The following is a 20,823-nucleotide window of genomic DNA, read 5'->3' as shown; positions in this document are numbered from 1 at the left end:
TTATAATGAGAGGGTAGCTAGACAAATATGGTTTCGGACGATGGAGGCTATCCTGTGATTGATTTTGTGAAGCAATTGACCAATGATCAGGCACGACGATTGAAAACCTATAAGAAACAAGTCGAACGCATCAACGTGTACGAGGAGACGATGCGCGCCTTAGACGATGAGGCGCTTCGCCAGTATGCGCTCGAACTGAAACAGCGGCTCACGGACGGTGCGGACGTCCGCGCCATCACGGAGGAAGGGTTCGCCCTCGTCCGCGAGGCATCCGTCCGGACGATCGGGCTCCGTCATTATGACGTCCAGCTCATCGGCGGTCTCGCGCTGCTCGAAGGAAATATCGCCGAGATGCCGACCGGGGAAGGGAAGACGCTCGTCGCGGCTCTCCCGGCGTTCGTCAAGGCGCTCGAAGGGAAAGGCGTCCATGTCATCACGGTAAACGACTATTTGGCGATGCGTGACGCCGAACAGATCGGCAAGATCCATACGTTTCTCGGGCTCACGGTCGGACTGAACGTCCCGGAGATGGAGCTTGCTGACAAACAGGCGGCGTATGCGGCCGACATTACATACGGGGTCGGGACCGAGTTCGGGTTCGACTATCTTCGGGACCACTTGGTCGGCTCGCCGGAAGAACGGGTCCAGCGTCCGTTCCATTTCGCGCTGCTCGATGAAGTCGACAGCGTCTTGATCGACGAGGCGAAGACGCCGCTCATCATTGCCCAGAAGGACGAGTCGCACGTCCGCTTGAAACGTCTCGCCCAAACCGTGTTCGGCCAATTGATGGAAGACGACTATACGGTCGACCTCGAGGCGCGCGCCGTCATGTTCTCGGACAAAGGTATCGAGAAAATCGAGGCGTTGTTCTCGGTCGATAACTTGTTTTCCGCCGAGCACCACGTCCTGTATCACTACATGATGCAGGCGCTCCGGGCGAACGTGTTGTTCGAGCGGGACGTCGACTATATCGTCCAAGAAGGCAAAATCGAATTGATTGACTTGTTCACGGGCCGGGTCATGGAAGGACGTAGCCTGTCGGAAGGCCTCCATCAGGCGCTCGAGGCGAAAGAACAGCTCGATATCACCGAAGAGAACAAGACGACGGCGGAGATCACAATTCAACACTACTTCCGGATGTACCCGCTCCTCGGCGGCATGACCGGGACAGCCCAGACGTCACGTGAAGAGTTCATGAAGACGTATCAGATGGACGTCGTCCAAGTGCCGACGAACCGGCCGAAGCAGCGCCAAGACCTACCGGACCGCGTCTTTGATACGATCGCCCATAAATATGCGGCGGTCGGTCAAGAAGTCGCGGCCATCCACGCGACGGGACAACCGATTTTGATCGGGACGACCTCGATCGCCCAGTCGGAGGCCGTCAGTGAACAGCTAAAAAAACAAGGCATCGCGCATGAACTGTTGAACGCGAAGACGGTCGCCCAAGAAGCCGAGATTATCGCCGAGGCGGGACGGCTCGGTCACGTGACGATCGCGACGAACATGGCCGGACGCGGGACCGACATCGTCTTAGACGAGACGGCGCGCGAACGGGGCGGCTTGTATGTCATCGGGACGGAACGGCACGAATCGCTCCGCGTCGACAATCAGCTCCGCGGACGGTCGGGACGTCAAGGCGACCCGGGCATGTCACGTTTCTTCGTCTCGCTCGAGGATGATCTCGTCAAGCGGTACGCCGCCGAGCGGTTGAAACGTGTCGAGCACAAACTGACGCCGGACGAACACGGAGAAGTCCGCCATAAAGAAGCGGGCGACATCATTGAATACGCCCAGACGACGATTGAAGGCGTCGGCGTGTCGGTCCGTGACTACATGTTCAAGCTCGACGACGTCTTGAACGAGCAGCGCCGCATCATCTATACGATTCGCGATGAGGCGGTCGACGCCAATGCGACGGCCATCTTGAACAACGTGCTCGCGATGATGCGCCTCGCGCTCAACGAGACGCTCGACCGTCATATCGACGCCGACCTCGTCCCGGAAGAGTGGGCGACGGACGCGCTCATCGAGGACTATCTCTATTTGACGCAACAGGCGCCGACGTGGGATGACACGGTCGGGGACAAAGAAGAGTTGAAACGAGCGGTCGCCCCATGGATCGACGGCATCGTCGCGACGGCAGAACAGCGGATCGAGGGCTACCCGGAAGTCATCGCCTTCGCGCGGCAACAACTGCTCAGCCACCTTGATATCCGCTGGACGAACCATTTGACGACGATGAACGCCTTGAAGGAAGGCATCGGGCTCCGCAGCTACGGCCAGGAAGACCCGAGCCGTCAGTTCGGCAAGGAAGGGCTCGAGATTTTCCAAGAGACGTATCTCGATATCGCCCGCGACGTGACGATTCAACTGTGCCAGCTAGATTTATACTTTGCGCAACGGGAAGAGGAGGGGCTGTGACATGTTCGGACTATTGAAACGAAAAAAAGTCGAGACGATCATCCGCCAAGACGACGAGCGGGCGCTCCGCCTCGTGTTCGATGAAGGGATGGACATCTCGAAAGAAGATGAGTACGTGTTCCGCTATCATGCGACGACGTTGCCGCCGCTCGCGGACAACCAGTTGTCGATCGAATTGCTCAGTGCGACGAAGAACCCGGGCGGCCTGTCCGTGGTCGCCTTGTTCCGCAACACGGTCGCGACCGAGTTCTCGCTCGACGAGATCCCGGTGCTCTTGTTGAACGAGCGCCGCGAACCGCTCGGCCAGAAGATGCTGAGCCGGATGGATTTGCCGTCGTTCGAGGCGATGACGAGTAAGCCCGTCTATCTCGACTTCTTCGAGGAGGAACTGTTCACCGATGTCGACGCTCTCGACACCGAGTCGCTCCAACTCGCCTTCCAAATGAATCCTACTGCACTGCTCCAAGACATCTCCGACGCCGAACGGGACGCGTTCCCTGACGTGGCGTGGCATCGCCTGAAGCGGATGAACGTCCTCAGCCGTCCGGTCGCCGAAGGGCAGTTTGATCTATTGCTCGTCCATCTCGACGTGACCGACACGGAAATCGGTGCCTCGCTCCTCGTCCGGAACGGGTACCTCGAGCAGGCTCTCCAAATCCCGCGCCTCCCGCTCGAGTTGATGCAGCGGGACGAGGTCGTCGGCCGAGCCGACGCAACGCTCAACGAACCGATTTTACCGAAACATGATTATCCGCTCCACGTCCGCTTCAAGCGGCCGGAAGGAGACAGCGACGGACCGATCTCGATTCGCATCCGTTCATGACGAAATGACCATCCCTGACACGCGTCGGGGATGGTTTTTTAGGTCTAATGGACTGCTTGTGCGAAGTCTAGCCTCTGAACAAGTCCGGCTAAAAAACCGCTTGAAATGAAGTCGTCTGTTCCGGTAAATCATACCGTTTCATACCTTTTCCATGTTCTCGGAAAGTCGTCTAGGACCAGACCTTTCTTTACCAATTTTTTAAGGAAATAGGACATAGGCTTCATTAAAATGGAGGGGCCGCTATGGTATATTTAGTCCGCAATGCACACCACATGAATGGGGAGAAAAATCATGTCTAAATTTACGAAGATGGCCATTGTTACGTCGCTCATCGTCCCAACACTCATCCCGCTCCAACACGCGGCAGCAGAAGACGAGGACGTCGTCAAACTGCGCTTCTTGGAGACGACCGACCTACATACGAACATCACGAACTACGATTACTTCCAAGACAAAATCGATCACACGATCGGGTTGACGAAAGTCGCGACGTTGATTCAGCAACATCGCACGGACGCCGGCAAGCCGAACACGTTCCTGTTCGATAACGGAGATACGCTTCAAGGGACGCCATTCGGGGATTACGTCCGCGAACAGCATCAGAAAGCACCAGGCGCGTTCGAACATCCGATGTATCAAGCGATGTCGGCACTCGAGTTCGATGCGGTCACACTCGGGAATCACGAGTTCAACTTTGGGCTCCAGTTCTTGTATGACGCGATGCAAGGGTCGAAAGGCAAGCTTCGCTTCGTCAACTCGAACGTGAAGGACTTGTCGGGTGAGCCGATCGTCTCGAAATATAACGAGGACGGACAAGAAGTCCAAATCATCGAACGCCAAGTCGTCGACGGGGACGGCGAGACACATACGATTAAAGTCGGTGTGTTCGGGGTCGTGCCGCCGAAAATCATGTCGTGGGATTCAGGGAACCTCCAAGGCAAGGTGACGGCAGATGATATGGTCCCGGCAGCAAAAGCGGCCGTCGCCAAATTGAAAGAGCAAGGCGCAGACGTCGTCGTCGCGCTCGCGCACTCAGGCATCGGGGAAAGTGCGACACTCGCGGATGAACAATCAGACGGGGAAGAGAACGTCGGCTATACGCTCACGAAAATCGAAGGGCTCGACATGGTCATGACCGGTCACCAGCACGGTCGTTTCCCTGACGCGAACGGCATGTTCAAAGATTTCCCGCACGTGAACATGGACAAAGGCACGATCAACGGCAAGCCGGTCGTCATGGCGAACAACCAAGGGAAAGACCTCGGTGTCATCGACCTCGACCTCGAGCTCGTCGACGGCAAGTGGAACGTGCTCGACGCGAACGCGAAACTCGACACGGTCAAGGCAGACACACCGGTCGACCCGACGATTGCCTCGCTCATCGATGCCGACCATAAGGCGACGATTGAATACATCAACCGCCCGGTCGGTGAGATTCAAGACGACATCCAGAGCTACTTCGCGCTCGTTCGTGACGACGCGTCGGTCCAGTTCGTGACGAACGCACAAAAATGGTACCTCGAGAGAGAACTCGCGACGAACCCGGAACTCGCGGCATATAAAGAGCTTCCAATCCTCTCGGCGGGGGCTCCGTTCAAAGCAGGTAACCGTAACTTGACGGACGCGAGCTATTACACGAACATCCCGAAAGGCTCGATTGCATTGAAGAACGTGGCCGACCTATACGTCTTCCCGAACACACTCGAAGTCGTCAAAGTGACGGGTGCGGACGTGATGGACTGGCTCGAGATGTCAGCCGGGGCGTACAAACAAGTCTCGGATACGAACGATGAGTTGCTTAACTTGGAGTTCCGCAGCTACAACTTCGATATCCTCGATGGCCTCACGTATGAAATCGACGTGACCGGTCCTGCCAAGTTCGATGCAGGCGGAACACTGAAAAACGAAGACGCGAACCGCGTCAAGAACGTGAAGTATAACGGCAAACCGATCACGCTCGACCAAGAGTTCCTTGTCGCGACGAACAACTATCGCGCCGGCTCGACATCGTTCCCGGGACTCGGTGGCGGCAAGAACATCGTCTATCGCTCAGCGTATGAGACACGGAACGTGATTTCGGACTATATCGTCTCAGGCAAACTGGAATACAAAGCGGATGACAACTGGAAGATCGTCGCCGACGCGAAACGGACAGCGAAATTCGAGACGGCCGACGCCGGCAAGCAATATGTCGACTTGTATGAAGGTATCGAAGCGACCGAGACGACACGTCCGGACGCAGCGGATCGTCTGTTCCGCACGTACACGATCGAACTCGATCAAGCAGTTGAGGAAGAGGAAGTTGTGCTCACGCTTACAGTGAATACAATCAAACCAGGCGCGAAAGCCGTGACGGGTACGACGACACCGAATGCGAACGTCACATTGAAAGACGGCGCGAAAGAGCTCGCGACAGCGAAAGCTGACAAAGACGGCAAGTACACGCTCGTGACGAAACCGCTCAAGCTCCGTCAATCGCTCACCATCATCTCTGAACTCGATGGCGCGACCGTGACAGAAACGAAAGTCGTCGGTGCCGGCTTCGTCGGCACACCGGCGCTCGCCTCGAAATTGACGTACGCGAACACGAACGTCATCTCAGGGAAAACGACACCAGAGACGAAGTTGACGCTCAAGCGTGACGGCAAGACAATCGCCTACGCGACGTCGGACAAAAACGGATCGTTCGAATTCACGAAACGCGCCGGCTTCATCTACGGGGACTATGAAGTCATCGCTAAAGATGTGACCGGAAAAGTCGTCAAAGCGAAGGCGTTCACGTTCAAGAAAGCGGCCATCGCGACACCGAAGAACACGAAAGGCGTGAAGGTCGGAACGAAAGCGCTCATCGGGAAAACGACACCGGGTGCCGTCGTCGTATTGAAAGACGCGAAAGGCAAACAAGTCGCCAAAGTGAAAGCGAGCTGGGCCGGAACGTATACGTTCACATTCAAAAAAGGTCTTGCTAAAGGAAGCTACGCGGTCATCGCGAGCGACTACACAGGTGCAGGTGCGAAACAAGCGAAGTTCGCATTGAAATAAGCGATTCAACCGAGACGGCGTCCCAGCAGGGCGCCGTTTTTGCGCGCTCGAAAAAGTGTCAAAAAAGTGAACGAAACCTCTTACGAAAACAGGGGAACTGCTGTATAATCAATCACGTAAGCGTTTACATTATATGTGTAAAACAACGGGATTCATTTTTTCGGGGCCGGTGGGGACCGGCTACATACGTTCAAAAGGGGACAGCACACATGATTACATTCTTTATCGCCTTGGCGATTCTATTCGTCGGGTACAAAGTGTACGGCAGCTACGTCGAGAAGACGTTCGGCATCAAGGAAGAGCGGACGACACCTGCCTACGCGTCACAGGACGGCATCGACTACGTGCCGATGGGGAAAAAACGGAACTCGATGATTCAACTGTTGAACATCGCCGGAGTCGGCCCGATTTTTGGTCCAATCATGGGGGCGCTCTACGGACCGGTCGCGTTCCTGTGGATCGTCTTCGGATCGATTTTCGCTGGAGCGGTACACGACTATTTGACGGGCATGATCTCACTTCGGAACAACGGGGCGCACTTGCCGCAGCTCGCCGAGAAGTTCCTCGGCCGCTCGCTCCGCCACGTCGTCAACGGGTTCGCCCTGCTTCTCTTGCTTTTGGTCGGGACGGTGTTCGTCACGTCGCCGAGTAACATGATCAACAACTTGTTCGACGGCAACGCGACGACGCTCACGATCGTCATCTTCGCCGTGTTCGCCTACTACATCTTGGCGACATTGCTCCCGGTCGATAAGATCATCGGGCGCATCTACCCGTTCTTCGGGGCGCTCCTCATGATCAGCGCCATCGGGATCGCCGTCAGCCTGTTCGCGCAAGGCTACCAGATTCCTGAGATGACACTCACGAACATGCATCCGGACGGCTTGCCGATTTGGCCGCTCCTCTTCTTCACGATCTCGTGTGGGGCGCTCTCAGGTTTCCACGCCACGCAGTCGCCGATCATCTCGCGGACGACGATGAAAGAGAGCAACGGCCGTGAAATCTTCTACGGCATGATGATCGTCGAAGCGGTCATCGCCATGATTTGGGCCGCGGCAGCCATGGCCATCTTTGAGCCAGGCGAATTGCTCGGGTTGATTCAAACAGGTACACCGGCACTTGTCGTCCAAGAAGTGGCGACACTCATGCTCGGCAGCATCGGCGGCACGCTCGCCATCCTCGGTGTCATCGTCTTGCCGATCACATCGGGCGACACGGCGTTCCGTAGCGCTCGGATGATCATCGCCGACTATATGAAAGTCGCGCAGAAGAAGTTCTCGTCACGCCTGTGGATCGCGCTCCCGCTCTTCGCGATCTCATACGTGCTCACGAACATGGACTTCCAGATGCTCTGGCAATACTTCAACTGGGCCAACCAGACGACGGCGGTCATCGCCTTGTTCGTCGGGGCGATGTACCTTTACATCAAAGGGCGCAACCATTACATCGCGCTCATCCCGGGGACGTTCATGTTGTACGCCGTCTGGTTCTACATTTTGACGGCACCGATCGGCTTCAAGATGGATGGGGTCATCCCGTACGTCATCGCCACGATCGGGACGATCACGCTGCTCGTCTTGTTCCACATACGCGCCAAAGCGATGCGGGCACAAAATATGGAATGTGACGTTCCAGTGAAGGAAGTCGCATAATCCACAGACATGGGTCGCTTCGGCCCATGTTTTTGTTTGCAACAAAATCGGGAAATAACCATACTAGAGGAATAGATTTGAAAGGTGGGACCTGAATGGATCAAGAGAAGCTAAAAGACATGCTCCATGCCGACACGCTCGGGGAAGAGATTGCGAGCGCCATCACCCATGGCCTCGGGGTTATCTTCAGCATCGTCGCGCTCGTACTGCTTGTCATGACGGCAACGGAGACGGGAAGCACAGGTAACGTCATCGCCGTGAGCGTGTTCGGGGTATCGATGATTTTACTGTACCTGTTCTCGACACTCATGCATGCGATTCCGCATCCCCGGGCGAAACGCGTGCTCCAAGTGTTCGACCATGCGGGGATTTACTTACTCATTGCGGGAAGTTATACGCCGTTCGCGCTCGTGTCGCTCAAAGGGACGCTCGGTTGGACGTTGTTCGGCATCGTCTGGGGCGTCGCCGTGCTTGGTGTCGTCTGGAAACTGTTCTCGACCGGGAAATACATGTGGGTATCGAACGTGACGTATCTCGGCCTCGGCTGGATTTGTCTCATCGCCATCCGTCCGCTGTACGAGTCGCTCGGTCATAACGGGTTCATGTTGCTCCTCGCCGGGGGGATCGCCTATTCGGTCGGGATCGTCTTTTACATGTGGCAGAAACTGCCGTTCAACCACGCGATCTGGCATATGTTCGTCCTCGCTGGAAGTGTGCTCGTTTTCCTCAGTATTTTGCTCTATGTGGCACCAAATACAAGCCTGTAAAATAGACGTCCTCCGGGGCGTCTGTTTTTTTCTAAATCTAAGGAAATGAATCGGTGAAAACGATTACAAAATTACAGACGAATGGACGTTTGTATGTCATAATAATTTCAGACATCGTCATAGAGATAGATGGGTGTAAACGTAAGGGGGAAAATCAGATGGAAAAAGTGTTGCGCGATGGATTTATCTACATGTCTCAAAACAAAACACTCAACAGTTTGGCTAAAAAATACGGGCTTCGATTCGGGGCTTCGCGCTTTGTGGCGGGGGAAGATTTCAAGACGTCGGTGCCGACGATTCGTGAGTTAAACGCGAAAGGATTATCGGTCACGGTCGACCACTTAGGGGAATTCATCACGACGGTCGCAGAAGCGAACGAAAACCGGGATGAAATCATTCGTGCCATCGAAATCATGGCGGAAGAGAAGCTTGACGCGTACATGTCGCTCAAGCTGACGTCGCTCGGATTCGATATCTCGGACGAGTTGATCGAAGACAACATGCGTCAAATCTTGACGACGGCGAAAGAAGTCGGTGTGTTCGTCGCCATCGATATGGAAGACGAGGCACGTTGCGAGAAGACGCTCGACTTGTTCAAGAAATTGAAAGCGGACTTTGAGGGCCTGGGGACGGTCATCCAGTCATACTTGTACCGCTCGGAAGATGACATCAATCATCTCGCGCCGCTCAAGCCGAACCTTCGTATCGTCAAAGGGGCTTATAAGGAACCGGCGACGGTCGCTTTCCCGGAGAAAGAAGACGTCGACCACAACTACTTGAAGCTCGTCAAACTCCATCTGGCGAACGGGAACTACGCCTCTATCGCAACACATGACGACCATATGATCGATGCGGTCATCGAACATGTGAAACTGAACAACATCCCACTCGACCAGTTCGAGTTCCAAATGCTGTACGGCATCCGGGTCGAGCGTCAACTCGAACTCGTCCGTCAAGGCTATAAAGTCCGTGTCTACGTGCCATACGGCCGTGACTGGTACGGCTACTTCATGCGCCGCCTCGCGGAACGTCCGGCGAACGTCGCGTTCGTTTTAAAAGGGATGGTCAAGAAATGAGAATAGCACGAACGTCCATCGAGGGCGTTCGTGCTTTTTTGATGTGTTCGATATTATTTGATGACATCGATTCGCGTGTTTTAGGCGCATTTGTTTAAAGAAACTATGCCACGATTCAGATTTTTACTCTTCTTCATCTTTTTCAACCCAAAAATCCGGACCGATTTGATCAGACGTCCAAAAGAAAAGCTCTTGCTCGTATTCTGGGTTCACATCTTGCAAGGCGTCTGATGTAAACAGGTACTGTTTATTTTGAATGAACGCATCTCGGATAAAGTATTTCATATGATACGGACCATATCCATAGGAAGTATTCACGTCTGGCGAAGGGTTCTCTTCCATGCGAACGTACAGATGTGCTTGCGCTAAAAATGTAAACATTCGCGCAAGGGCGAGATAGCCTTCGACGTTGCCGACGAAATTGACGCCTTGTTCGTTCAATTTGATTTCCATCTTGGCATCATGGTTAAAGTGAGGGTCGAACTCTAAAATGTCTTTGTCGTACTCGTCTTCATCGTCAGGGTAATGCGTCCACCGGCGCCCTGACTCATGCAGGAAAGCAGTCCGACGAAGACCCCCGCAGTGCCGGGAACGGCGCGAGGAGGCTTCGGGACTGCCTGCTGAAAGCATGGGCGCCGAAAGGACGCATTATATGTAAAAGAAAGACCCAGCTGTAAACTGGGCCTGCGACAAGATTATCCGTTTACGACCGTCCCACCGTTGACGTGGATGACTTGCCCGCTGACGTATGTCGAATCGTCACTTGCGAGATACACATAAGCCGGTGCGAGTTCCGCCGGCTGACCCGGACGTTTCATCTCGGCCGAGTCACCGAACGAGGCGACTTTATCTGCCGGGAACGTCGCTGGGATGAGCGGTGTCCAGATTGGACCTGGTGCGACACCGTTGACGCGAATCTTCTTCTCGGCAAGGTTGCTCGCGAGCGCACGCGTGAACGACGTGATTGCACCTTTCGTCGATGAGTAATCGATCAACTGGTCGTTTCCTTGATACGCTGTGATCGACGTCGTGTTGATGATGCTCGCGCCTTCATTCAAGTACGGAAGGGCGGCCTTCGTCAAATAGAACATGCTGAAGATGTTCGTGCGGAACGTCTGCTCGAGTTGCTCATCCGAGATGTCGAGGAGCGACTCCTGCGGATGTTGTTCGGCAGCGTTGTTGACGAGAATATCCAAGTGGCCGAACGTCTCGAGCGTCTGTTTGACGATATCTTGGCAAAAGTCCGAATCACCGATGTCTCCTTGCAACAAGAGGCAAGCCTGACCGAGTTCTTCGATCCGTTCTTTCGTCGCCTCGGCGTCCTCGAGCTCGTTTTGATCTTTATAGACGATGACCGTGTTCGCACCTTCATGGGCGAAGAAGATGGCGACCGATTTCCCGATCCCCGAGTCGCCGCCTGTGATGATGGCGACTTTATCTTTTAGTTTATCGCTTCCTTTATAGCCTTCACGCTCATAGATTGGGAACGGCTCCATCTTCGAGTCGATCCCCGGTTGATGGGCCTGCTCTTGGCCGTCCTTTTTGAACGACTCAAAATCATGTCGGTTCCCCATTGTGTTTAAGCGATTATCACTCATGAATACATTCCCCTTTCTAAAATTGACTCTTTGTGTCTATACCACAGTCACCGAAAAATGAATCGTCCTCGGTGAAATTGGAACGAATTTGAAAAATGAACGCTTGCGAATGAATTGTCATTCATTTATGATAGAAGAGTAAACACGATGGTGATTGCGATTTTTTTTACGCTTGAAATGAATCACTATTCATTCTCATTGAGGGGGGAACAATATGACGAGTCACATCGAACAATCAGCCGACCTCCGTTTGACGAGCAACATTCGTTTTGCGGTCGTCATCGGTTCAGGAGTAATGGGGGCGGGGATTGCGGCTCACTTGGCGAACGCGGGGATTCGTTCGCTCATGCTCGACATCGTACCACGTGAATTGACGGCGAAAGAAGAAGCGAAAGGGCTCACGCTCGAGTCGCCACAAGTACGGAACCGCATCGCTTCTGAGAACCGTCAAAAGCTATTGAAACAAAACCCGGCACCACTCGCGACAGCGGAGCACTTGAACTTCATCGACGTGGGGAACTTAGAAGATGATCTCGAGCGCTTGAAGGAAGCGGACTGGGTCATCGAAGTCGTTGTTGAACGGCTCGATGTGAAGCAGCAACTGTTCGAAAAAATCGCACCTTACATCCGTGAAGACGCGATTCTCAGCTCGAACACGTCGGGTATCTCGATCGAGGCGATGGCGAGCGTATTGCCGGAAGGCTTGAAGGCACGTTTCCTCGGAACACACTTCTTCAACCCACCGCGCTATTTGAAATTGCTCGAACTCATCCCGACGGAGAAGACGGCACGCCCGGTCATCGATTTCATGGCCCGCTTTGCTGAGGACCGTCTCGGGAAAGGCGTCGTCGAAGCGAAAGACACACCGAACTTCATCGGGAACCGCATCGGCACGTACGGACTCCTCGTCACGTTCGAAGAGATGCTCAAGCAGAACGCTTCGATCGGCGAGATGGACTCAATCACCGGACCGCTCATCGGCCGGCCAAAATCGGCGACATTCCGCACGCTCGACGTCGTCGGCATCGACACGTTCGTCCACGTCGCCGGAAACGTCTATGAGACGCTCGACGCCGGTGAAGAGAAGGATACGTTCGACGTCCCTGCTGAAATGAAGACGCTCGTCGAGAAGGGCTGGATCGGTCAAAAGGCCGGACAAGGCTTCTATAAGAAAGACGGAAAAGTCATCCAGGAACTGAATCTCGAGACGTTCGAATACGAACAATTGAAAGCGATTACAGGACCGGAGCTCGACCAAATCAAATCGCTCCCAGGTTCGAAAGCGAAGCTGAAAGGCGCCATCTTGAACAAGGGACGCATCGGACAACTGCTCTGGCCGGTCACGGCGAAGACGCTCGTCTACTCGGCTCGTCTCACAGGCGAAATCAGTGATTCGATCGTCGCCATCGATGACGCGATGAAGTGGGGCTTCGGCTGGAAGTTCGGACCGTTCGAGACGTGGGATGCACTCGGTGTCGAGAAATCGGTCGCCCGCATGAAAGCGGAAGGCTATGACGTCCCGGCGTGGATCGATGAGATGCTCGCTGCCGGACACACAACGTTCTATAAGGGAGACCAGTATTACGACCAAGCGTCACAGACGTACGTTGAGAAGACCGTCAACCCGAAAGAAGTGAAACTCGCCCCGCTCGCCAAGTCGAACGGGATCGTGCTCGAGAACGGTGGGGCCCGCCTCATCGATATCGGAGACGACGTCGTTGCCCTCGAGTTCACGTCACCGAACAACGCGATCGGTGTCGACATCATGCAGATGATCGAACAGTCAATCGACCTCGTCGAGACCGACTTCAAAGGACTCGTCCTCGCCAACGATGGTAAGAACTTCTGTGTCGGTGCCAACCTCGCGATGATGCTCATGGAAGCGGAAGACGAGAACTGGTACGAGCTCGATTGGATCATCAACAAGTTCCAACAAGTCGTCCAGAAGATTCGCTACGCAGGTCGCCCGGTCGTCGTCGCACCTTACGGCATGACGCTCGGTGGCGGGACAGAAATCAGCTTGCCGGCCGCACGCATGCGGGCGGCGCTCGAGACGTATATGGGTCTCGTCGAAGTCGGCGTCGGCCTCATCCCAGGTGGGGGCGGAAACGTCAACACGTATCGTCGCCTCCTCGAGCAGACACCGAAGTCGATGCAAAACATCGAGAAAGCGGCGCAACAGACGTTTGAGAATATCGCCATGGCGAAAGTATCGAAGTCGGCCTATGACGCGAAAGCGCTCGGCTATCACCGTCCGGTCGACGGCATCTCGATGAACCGCGACCACTTGACGTTCGACGCGAAACAGACGGTGCTCGGTCTCGCTGACGGCTACACGGCACCGGTTCGTGAGAAGTTGCCGGTCGTCGGTCAAACGGGGAAAGCGACACTCGAACTTGCGGCATACGAGATGTTCTACGGTGGCTATATCTCTGAACACGATTTGAAGATCGCGAAAAAACTTGCCCACGTCATCAGCGGCGGCGATTTGGCATACGGCACGATGGTCGACGAGCAGTACTTCCTCGACATCGAGCGCGAGGCGTTCCTAAGCCTCATCGGGGAACCGAAATCGCAGCAACGGATGCAACATATGCTCGTCAAAGGCAAGCCACTTCGGAACTGACAAAAGGGGGACTTAACAGATGAGAGAAGCAGTCATCGTGGCCGGCGCACGGACGCCGGTCGGAAAAGCAAAACGCGGTTCGTTCCGAAACGTTCGCTCGGACGAACTCGCGGGTCATGCGATTAAAGCGACGCTCGAGCGGTCTGGCTACACGGGACCAATTGACGACGTCATCATGGGGTGCGCCATGCCGGAAGCGGAACAAGGGATGAACATCGCCCGTTACGCGGCCGTACGAGGTGGCTTGTCGCACGAAGTACCAGCCATCACGATCAACCGATATTGCTCGTCCGGCCTTCAAGCGATCGCCGACGCGGCAGCGAAAATCATGATCGGTCAAGCGACGGCGGTCATCGCCGGCGGTATGGAATCGATGAGCCTTGTCCCAATGGGCGGCCACGTCATCCGTCCGAACCCGACGATCATGGAGACGGCTCCGGAATACTATATGAGCATGGGTCACACGGCAGAACGTGTCGCGGCTGAATATAACATCTCGCGCGAAGACCAAGACCTGTTCGCCATCGATAGCCACCAAAAAGCGGCGGCAGCGATTGCGGGCGGCAAGTTCGAAGAAGAGATCGTCCCGGTCACGGTCGTCGAGCACGTGCTCGGCGAAGACGGGAAAGTCGCGGAACGTGAACTCGTCGTCAAACATGACGAAGGCGTCCGTGCCGACTCGACGCTCGAGGCGCTCGGTAAACTGCGCCCGGCTTTCAAAATCAAAGGCTCGGTGACGGCGGGGAACGCGTCACAAGTGTCCGATGGCGCGGCAGCCGTGCTCGTCATGGAGCGCGAAGAAGCCGAACGTCAAGGCTTGAAACCGATGGCAAAATTCCTTTCGTTCGCGGTCGGCGGTGTCCGTCCGGAAGTGATGGGAATCGGCCCGGTCGTCGCCATCCCGAAAGCACTCGAGATGGCCGGCGTGAAGTTGGAAGAAGTCGGATTGTTCGAACTGAACGAGGCGTTCGCGAGCCAATCGCTCGGCGTCATCCGTGAACTCGGCATCGACCCGTCGAAAGTGAACGTCAACGGCGGCGCGATCGCCCTCGGGCATCCGCTCGGTTGCACGGGCGCGAAACTCGCGGTCTCGATCTTGCATGAGATGAAACGACGCAATGAAAAGTATGGGGTTGTGACGATGTGCATCGGTGGCGGTATGGGTGCTGCTGGCGTCTTCGAATTACTATAAGGGGGAATTGACAATGGAACGTACAGAACATGAATTGATTAAAGGCGGTAGCTTCGTCATCGACGCACTCGACGCGGATCGTTTGTTCACACCGGAAGACTTCTCGGACGAGCACAAGATGATTGGCGACACGACGGCGAGCTTCGTCGACGACCGTGTCATGCCAGTCCTTGGACGCATCGAGAAACATGAGTTCGATCTCTCGGTCGAACTGTTGAAAGAAGCGGGCGAGCTCGGCCTCCTCGGCGCGGACGTGCCAGAAGAGTACGGCGGTTATCAGCTTGATAAGATCTCGTCATCGATCATCACGGAGCGGTTCGCCAAGGCACGTTCATTCGCCCTCAGCTACGGCGCCCACGTTGGGATCGGGACACTCCCAATCGTCTTCTTCGGAACGGAAGAGCAAAAGCATAAGTACTTGCCGAAGCTCGCGACCGGCGAATGGATCGCGGCGTACGCCCTCACAGAGCCAGGCTCAGGCTCGGACGCGCTCGGTGCGAAAGCGACGGCCGTCTTGAACGAGGCCGGCACGCACTACGTGTTGAACGGCGAGAAGCAATGGATCACGAACGCCGGTTTCGCGAACGTGTTCGTCGTCTACGCGAAAATCGATGGCGACAAGTTCAGCGCCTTCATCGTCGAGCGTGACTTCAAAGGGGTCTCGACAGGGGCCGAAGAACAGAAGATGGGCATCAAAGGCTCATCGACACGGACGCTCATCTTAGAAGACGTCGAAGTCCCAGTCGACAACCTCCTCGGAGAAATCGGCAAAGGGCACGTCATTGCCTTCAACATCTTGAACGTCGGTCGTTACAAACTTGCGGTCGGTGCGGTCGGCTCGTCGAAACGTGCGTTCGATCTCTCGGTCCAGTACGCGAACGAACGTAAACAGTTCAAGACGCCGATCAGCCAGTTCCCGCTCATCCAAGAAAAACTCGCGACGATGGCCGCGAACATCTATGCGATGGAGAGCTCGGTTTACCGGACGGGCGGTCTGTTCCAAGACAGCCTCGACGCCCTCGGCGACGACAACATGCGTGACGGTTCAAAAGTCGCCCAAGCGATCGCTGAATATGCGATTGAATGTTCATTGAACAAAGTGTTCGCCTCGGAGACGTTCGACTACGTCGTCGACGAAGCGGTCCAAATCCACGGCGGCTACGGCTTCATGACCGAATATGAAGTTGAGAACTTGTACCGTGACTCACGCATCAACCGCATCTTCGAAGGAACAAACGAGATCAACCGCTTGATCGTGCCGGGCACGCTCCTCAAGAAAGCGATGAAAGGCGACTTGCCACTCCTCGCCGAGGCACAGAAACTCCAAAAAGAACTCATGAGCTACATGCCGCAAGAGCTCGACGGCTCACCGCTCGCACGCGAGAAGATGCTTCTGTCGAACATGAAGAAAATCAACTTGATGATCGCCGGAACGGCTGTCCAGAAATATCAGCAAGACCTTCAGAACGAGCAAGAGATTCTCGCGAAGATCGCCGACATCATCGGCGCCATCTACGCGCTTGAAGCGGCCATCGCGCGGACGGATAAAGCCATCGCCCGCACAGGCGTTGAGAAGAACGGACAGAAAGTCCGCTACACCGAAATCTTCGCCGAGCAAGTGTTCAAGCAAGTCGAACTCATGGCGAAAGAAGTCTTGTACGCGGCCGCATCGGGCGACGAGCAGCGCATGCTCTTGTCGGCGATGAAGAAGTTCAGCCGTTATCAGCCAATCAACGTCATCGGCACGAAACGCGAAGTCGCAGCGAGTCTCATCAAAGCGAACAAGTTTATCGTGTAAGCAAGCGAGAGAAAGGGTGGACCGGACGCGGTCGGCCCTTTCTTTTTGCCTTGTCGACACCGTACAATGGACGGAAGGAGGCGAAGTAGATGAGACGTAAGGCATTGTTAGAACGGATGGATGCGATTGGCCGCTCAGTCGCAGAGCATGATGGGACGCTCATGCTCCTCGCGCTCGGTTCGATCGGGCTCGAGACGGATCGGCTCGACGACTATTCCGACCTCGATTTCTTCTTGATCGTCGAGGATGGGCATAAGGCCCGCTTTATCGACAATTTGGATTGGCTCGCCGTCGAGCCGCTGGCGTACCAGTTCCAAAACACGAAAGACGGCCATAAAATCATGTATGAGGACGGCATTTACGCCGAGTTTGCCGTGTTTGAAGTCGTGGAGATGCCTGGCATCGCCTATACGCCGGGCCGTGTCGTCTGGCAGCGTGACGAAGCGCTCCACGCGATCGCGACGCCGAACGTCGTCACAGACGTCCCTGACGCCGCGTATTGCTATGAAGAGGCGCTGACGAACCTATACGTCGGCTTGCTCCGGGAGCGACGTGGCGAGCGACTTGCGGGCTTTGAACTCATTCAAGTCGCGGCAATCAATAACGTGCTGAAGGCACATGGAGAGATGAGTGATCCGTTCAATCCGACGCGACGCGTCGAGACGAAGCATCCTGACGTGACTAGGCTCCTTGAGCAAGGGGTATTAGGCTATGGGCGTTCCGTCGAGGCGGCAGCTGCGATTCTCGGTTATATCGAGGCGCGTCATCCGGTGAACGCGTCGTTGAAGCGAGAGATTGAGCGTTTGCTTGAAGCGTGAATGGTCGATTCGGAATGTGCTACATTTATAGAAGAGGTGATGAACATGGTGACACTATATGGCTATCCGCCATGCAGTACGTGTAAAAAAGCAGAGAAGTGGTTGAAAGAGAACGACGTCGAGTATACATACGTTCATATCGTCGAGGCGACACCGTCGAAAGATGAACTGGCCGAACTATGGAAACAGTCGGGTCTCCCGCTCAAAAAATTCTTCAATACGAGCGGCCAAGTATATCGAAACGAAGGCATCAAAGATCAACTGCCAAATCTATCAGAAGACGAACAACTCGAGCTTCTCGCGAGCAATGGTATGCTTTTAAAGCGTCCAATCGTGACAGATGGTCAAAAATCAACTGTCGGATTTTCAGAAAAGTCGTTTACAGACGTTTGGGGCGAAGTGCTATAATACTCGTGTGAGTCTAATTCATTTGAGGGGGAAGTTAAGATGAGCAAAGTACCTGCCAATCTACGTTATTCAAAAGAGCACGAATGGGTTGAAGTGAACGGAAGCGTGGCCCGCATCGGGATCACGGATTTCGCACAAAGCGAACTAGGGGATATCGTCTTTGTCGAACTTCCTGAAGTCGGCGGCACGATTTTACTCGATGAGCCGTTCGGTTCGGTCGAGTCGGTCAAAACCGTGTCAGAGTTGTACGCTCCAATCTCTGGAAAAATCACAGCGGTGAACGAATCACTCGCCGATTCACCAGAACTCGTCAACGAGGCACCGTTCGAAGGCGCTTGGATGATCGAAGTCGAGTTGAACGACGCGTCAGACGTCGACAAACTCATGTCAGCCGAAGAATACGAAGCGATGATTCAAGGCTAAACAAAACCCGGTTTCTCTTCACGAGAAGCCGGGCTTTTTTGTTCATTCGAAATCGAGGCGGTAATGATCAGGCTGGATGAGCGACGTCCGGTTGAACAGGCGGTAGAAGATGATTCCAAGCGTTATCGGGATGAGTCCGAACAAGACGATGACGAGCATGACGTTCCAGAGCGCGAACCCTCCCGGCATCAAATGCAAGGCGTTGATTGGCCCGATGAGGCCGGAGACGCCGAAACCGGCACTGATCGGCGTGCCTTCGATCCGAAGGATGCCTGCGAGCGCTCCGAGGATGGCCGCATTGGCGAGTACGGGCAACATCATGATCGGACGACGGACGAAGTTCGCCATTTGAATCTTCGGTGACCCGAGGAAGTGGGCGATCGACGTTCCCGTCGCGTTCATCTGCCAGCCGGCGATGGCGAGACCGAAGCCGGCGGCGACGACCCCTAGGTTGGCGGCCCCGGCCGCGACACCAGACAGGCTGATCGCTGTGGCGATGCCGACCGTCGAGATTGGCGAGACGATGATGAGCGAGAACGCCATCGCAATCAACATGCCCATCACAATCGGCTGTAGTTCCGTCATTGTCATAATGATCGTCCCGACGTATGTTGTGATTTGTGAGATGTAGGTGAGCAGGAACGCCCCGATCCCTCCGGCGACGACGATGACCGTCATCGGTAAGACGAGTACCGTGTATGTCTTCAAGCGTGGCGACAACTGCATGACGAGGAACGTCGCAAGAGCGGCCGTCACACCGGCCGTGATGACGTCACCGATTCCAGCCATGAGGAACACCCCTTCCTCGATGCGGATGGCGCCGCTCCCGACTTGGGTCGCGATGCCGATTGTGCCGGCCTCGAGTGCCGAGCGTCCGAACTGCATGGCGACGGCGACACCGATGATAACCGGTAAGAGACGCATCGCGATTGTCGTCGCATCTAAGATGAACTGCAAGGACGGAACATAAGGTAAGATGGCTTTCGTTAATTCACCGAGCAAAGCGCTCGGGATGAGGGCGATGAGAATGGCAAGACTGAGGCCGTTCAAGACGTTCATCAAAAACTGTTTTCCGGTAAGCTTCTCTTCCGTCATTGGGGATTCACCTGTCCTTTTCTACTGGTATGCTGTTATGTACAAAAGCAATAAAGTTAATGACCATACTATGCCTCTTTCTAGCGAGCGTCAATACAAAATGTTGAAATGTTCAGAATTTTCCATTTGAGCACAACTTTTGAACCGACCGGTCCGGATTCATATACTTAGAGGAGAGGTGAGAATAATGATGACAGACGGATTCTTATATATATACGCCCCGATGTGCGGTACATGCGCCGTGGCCGAGCGGATGCTCTCGGTCGTCGAGGCGGTCGATCCCGAACTCCAGATTGAAAAACGCGATGCCAACTTTATCCCGAACGAGCTCGAGGCGTATCAGGTCATGAGCGTCCCGGCGCTATTGAAGCTGGAGAATGGTCAAGTTCGCGATCGTTTGTACGCGTTTCAAAACGTCCAGCACGTCCTATCTTTCGTCAAATGAGATAGGATGATTAGAATAATCTGAAAATTTTAAATAATCAGTTGACACAGAAAGTTCACGAATGATATATTCATTACAACATCTTACTTGAACACAACATAGGACGAGATTTTCCCGTCAGCAAGACGTTTTCGAACAACCGTTGCATGAGCTTACGCGATTTCAGGTGGACCTTCCCTTCGATTGTCCCCCAAAAAAATCAAGCGTCGGGGCACCGGTCGCGTAATTGCATGGTCCGTTCGAAGATCGAGTGATGGTCGGGTAAAAATCCCCCATATAAGGATGAATGCTCTGATCGGGCAAAAGAGGTTCATCTATGGGTTGTCCTTCAGTGACTCAAGGTGCTACGTTCTGTGTCATCCTCGGATGGCACCTTTTTTAATTTGTCTGAAAAAAATAGTTTGACATGAAAATAATGTGTCGCTATGATAAAGCTAATCAAATACGCAACCACTCTTATCAAGAGAGGCTGAGGGACTGGCCCTATGACGCCCAGCAACCGCGGATCAATCCGAAATGGTGCTAATTCCAGCAAGGTGTAAACCTTGGAAGATGAGAGCAATCGTTGTCCGTACGATAAAGTACGCACGTTTGCTCAAACGTGCGTACTTTTTTTGTTGTCAGGAGGGAAATGGA

General features: G+C 54.5%; 16 protein-coding genes and 1 riboswitch. Of the genes, 13 read left to right on the top strand and 3 right to left on the bottom strand.

Features of this window, described 5'->3' with window-relative positions; genetic code table 11:
* Positions 1–54 precede the first annotated feature (54 nt).
* From secA2 to KNP74_RS03060, 6 genes are all read left to right on the top strand, one after another.
* Positions 55–2,424 carry an accessory Sec system translocase SecA2 gene (secA2, locus tag KNP74_RS03085; RefSeq protein ID WP_214763308.1) on the top strand — a complete coding sequence of 790 codons (2,370 nt, stop codon included), beginning with the start codon at positions 55–57 and terminating at the stop codon, positions 2,422–2,424.
* A 1-nt stretch (position 2,425) separates the two neighbouring features.
* Positions 2,426–3,247, top strand: coding sequence for an SLAP domain-containing protein (locus tag KNP74_RS03080; protein ID WP_214763306.1), 822 nt, complete (start codon positions 2,426–2,428; stop codon positions 3,245–3,247).
* 291 nt (positions 3,248–3,538) lie between these two features.
* Positions 3,539–6,289: a bifunctional 2',3'-cyclic-nucleotide 2'-phosphodiesterase/3'-nucleotidase gene (locus tag KNP74_RS03075; protein ID WP_214763305.1), complete on the top strand. Its 2,751-nt coding sequence runs from the start codon at positions 3,539–3,541 to the stop codon at positions 6,287–6,289.
* 209 nt (positions 6,290–6,498) lie between these two features.
* On the top strand, positions 6,499–7,941 hold the full coding sequence (locus KNP74_RS03070) for a carbon starvation CstA family protein (RefSeq protein WP_214763304.1): 1,443 nt from the start codon (positions 6,499–6,501) through the stop codon (positions 7,939–7,941).
* A 95-nt stretch (positions 7,942–8,036) separates the two neighbouring features.
* Complete coding sequence (gene trhA / locus KNP74_RS03065; RefSeq protein ID WP_138859095.1) at positions 8,037–8,708, top strand: PAQR family membrane homeostasis protein TrhA; 672 nt, start codon at positions 8,037–8,039, stop codon at positions 8,706–8,708.
* A gap of 158 nt (positions 8,709–8,866) precedes the next feature.
* Entirely contained in the window at positions 8,867–9,784 is a 918-nt protein-coding gene (locus KNP74_RS03060) for a proline dehydrogenase family protein (protein ID WP_138859096.1), read from the top strand.
* A gap of 123 nt (positions 9,785–9,907) precedes the next feature.
* Here KNP74_RS03060 and KNP74_RS03055 read toward each other — a convergent pair whose 3' ends face one another.
* The gene (locus KNP74_RS03055; protein WP_251130065.1) at positions 9,908–10,414 is read right to left on the bottom strand and encodes a hypothetical protein; all 507 of its coding nucleotides are present in this window, start codon (positions 10,412–10,414) and stop codon (positions 9,908–9,910) included.
* A 65-nt stretch (positions 10,415–10,479) separates the two neighbouring features.
* A complete protein-coding gene (locus KNP74_RS03050) occupies positions 10,480–11,382 on the bottom strand; it encodes an SDR family oxidoreductase (RefSeq protein WP_371816310.1) in 903 nt (300 codons plus the stop codon).
* A 214-nt stretch (positions 11,383–11,596) separates the two neighbouring features.
* Between KNP74_RS03050 and KNP74_RS03045 the strand changes: the two genes are divergently transcribed.
* The 6 genes from KNP74_RS03045 to gcvH all read left to right on the top strand — a co-directional run bounded on the left by KNP74_RS03045 (position 11,597) and on the right by gcvH (position 18,647).
* Positions 11,597–14,008 (top strand): 3-hydroxyacyl-CoA dehydrogenase/enoyl-CoA hydratase family protein, encoded by a 2,412-nt coding sequence (locus KNP74_RS03045; protein WP_214763302.1) that lies wholly within the window; start codon positions 11,597–11,599, stop codon positions 14,006–14,008.
* 19 nt (positions 14,009–14,027) lie between these two features.
* Positions 14,028–15,200, top strand: a complete 1,173-nt coding sequence (locus KNP74_RS03040; protein WP_131485041.1) for an acetyl-CoA C-acetyltransferase — start codon at positions 14,028–14,030, stop codon at positions 15,198–15,200.
* A gap of 13 nt (positions 15,201–15,213) precedes the next feature.
* Positions 15,214–16,998: an acyl-CoA dehydrogenase family protein gene (locus tag KNP74_RS03035; RefSeq protein WP_214763300.1), complete on the top strand. Its 1,785-nt coding sequence runs from the start codon at positions 15,214–15,216 to the stop codon at positions 16,996–16,998.
* Between the two features lie 89 nt (positions 16,999–17,087).
* Positions 17,088–17,816, top strand: coding sequence for a hypothetical protein (locus KNP74_RS03030; protein WP_214763298.1), 729 nt, complete (start codon positions 17,088–17,090; stop codon positions 17,814–17,816).
* Positions 17,817–17,861: 45 nt separating this feature from the next.
* Entirely contained in the window at positions 17,862–18,224 is a 363-nt protein-coding gene (locus KNP74_RS03025) for an arsenate reductase family protein (RefSeq protein WP_034778464.1), read from the top strand.
* A 39-nt stretch (positions 18,225–18,263) separates the two neighbouring features.
* Positions 18,264–18,647: a glycine cleavage system protein GcvH gene (gene gcvH, locus KNP74_RS03020; protein WP_021065488.1), complete on the top strand. Its 384-nt coding sequence runs from the start codon at positions 18,264–18,266 to the stop codon at positions 18,645–18,647.
* 42 nt (positions 18,648–18,689) lie between these two features.
* On the opposite strand, the gene KNP74_RS03015 is transcribed toward gcvH, so the two are convergent.
* Positions 18,690–19,742 (bottom strand): PTS sugar transporter subunit IIC, encoded by a 1,053-nt coding sequence (locus KNP74_RS03015; RefSeq protein ID WP_034778463.1) that lies wholly within the window; start codon positions 19,740–19,742, stop codon positions 18,690–18,692.
* A gap of 190 nt (positions 19,743–19,932) precedes the next feature.
* On the opposite strand from KNP74_RS03015, the gene KNP74_RS03010 reads away from it, so the two are divergent.
* Positions 19,933–20,187, top strand: a complete 255-nt coding sequence (locus tag KNP74_RS03010; protein ID WP_232819605.1) for a thioredoxin family protein — start codon at positions 19,933–19,935, stop codon at positions 20,185–20,187.
* 453 nt (positions 20,188–20,640) lie between these two features.
* A riboswitch (SAM riboswitch) is annotated at positions 20,641–20,746 on the top strand.
* Positions 20,747–20,823: the final 77 nt, after the last annotated feature.

The sequence above is a fragment of the Exiguobacterium sp. s141 genome (assembly GCF_018618085.1).
Classification (GTDB): Bacteria; Bacillota; Bacilli; order Exiguobacteriales; family Exiguobacteriaceae; genus Exiguobacterium; species Exiguobacterium mexicanum_A.
The sequence above is the reverse complement of the archived record's forward strand: the minus strand, read 5'-3'. Positions and strand labels throughout refer to the sequence as shown.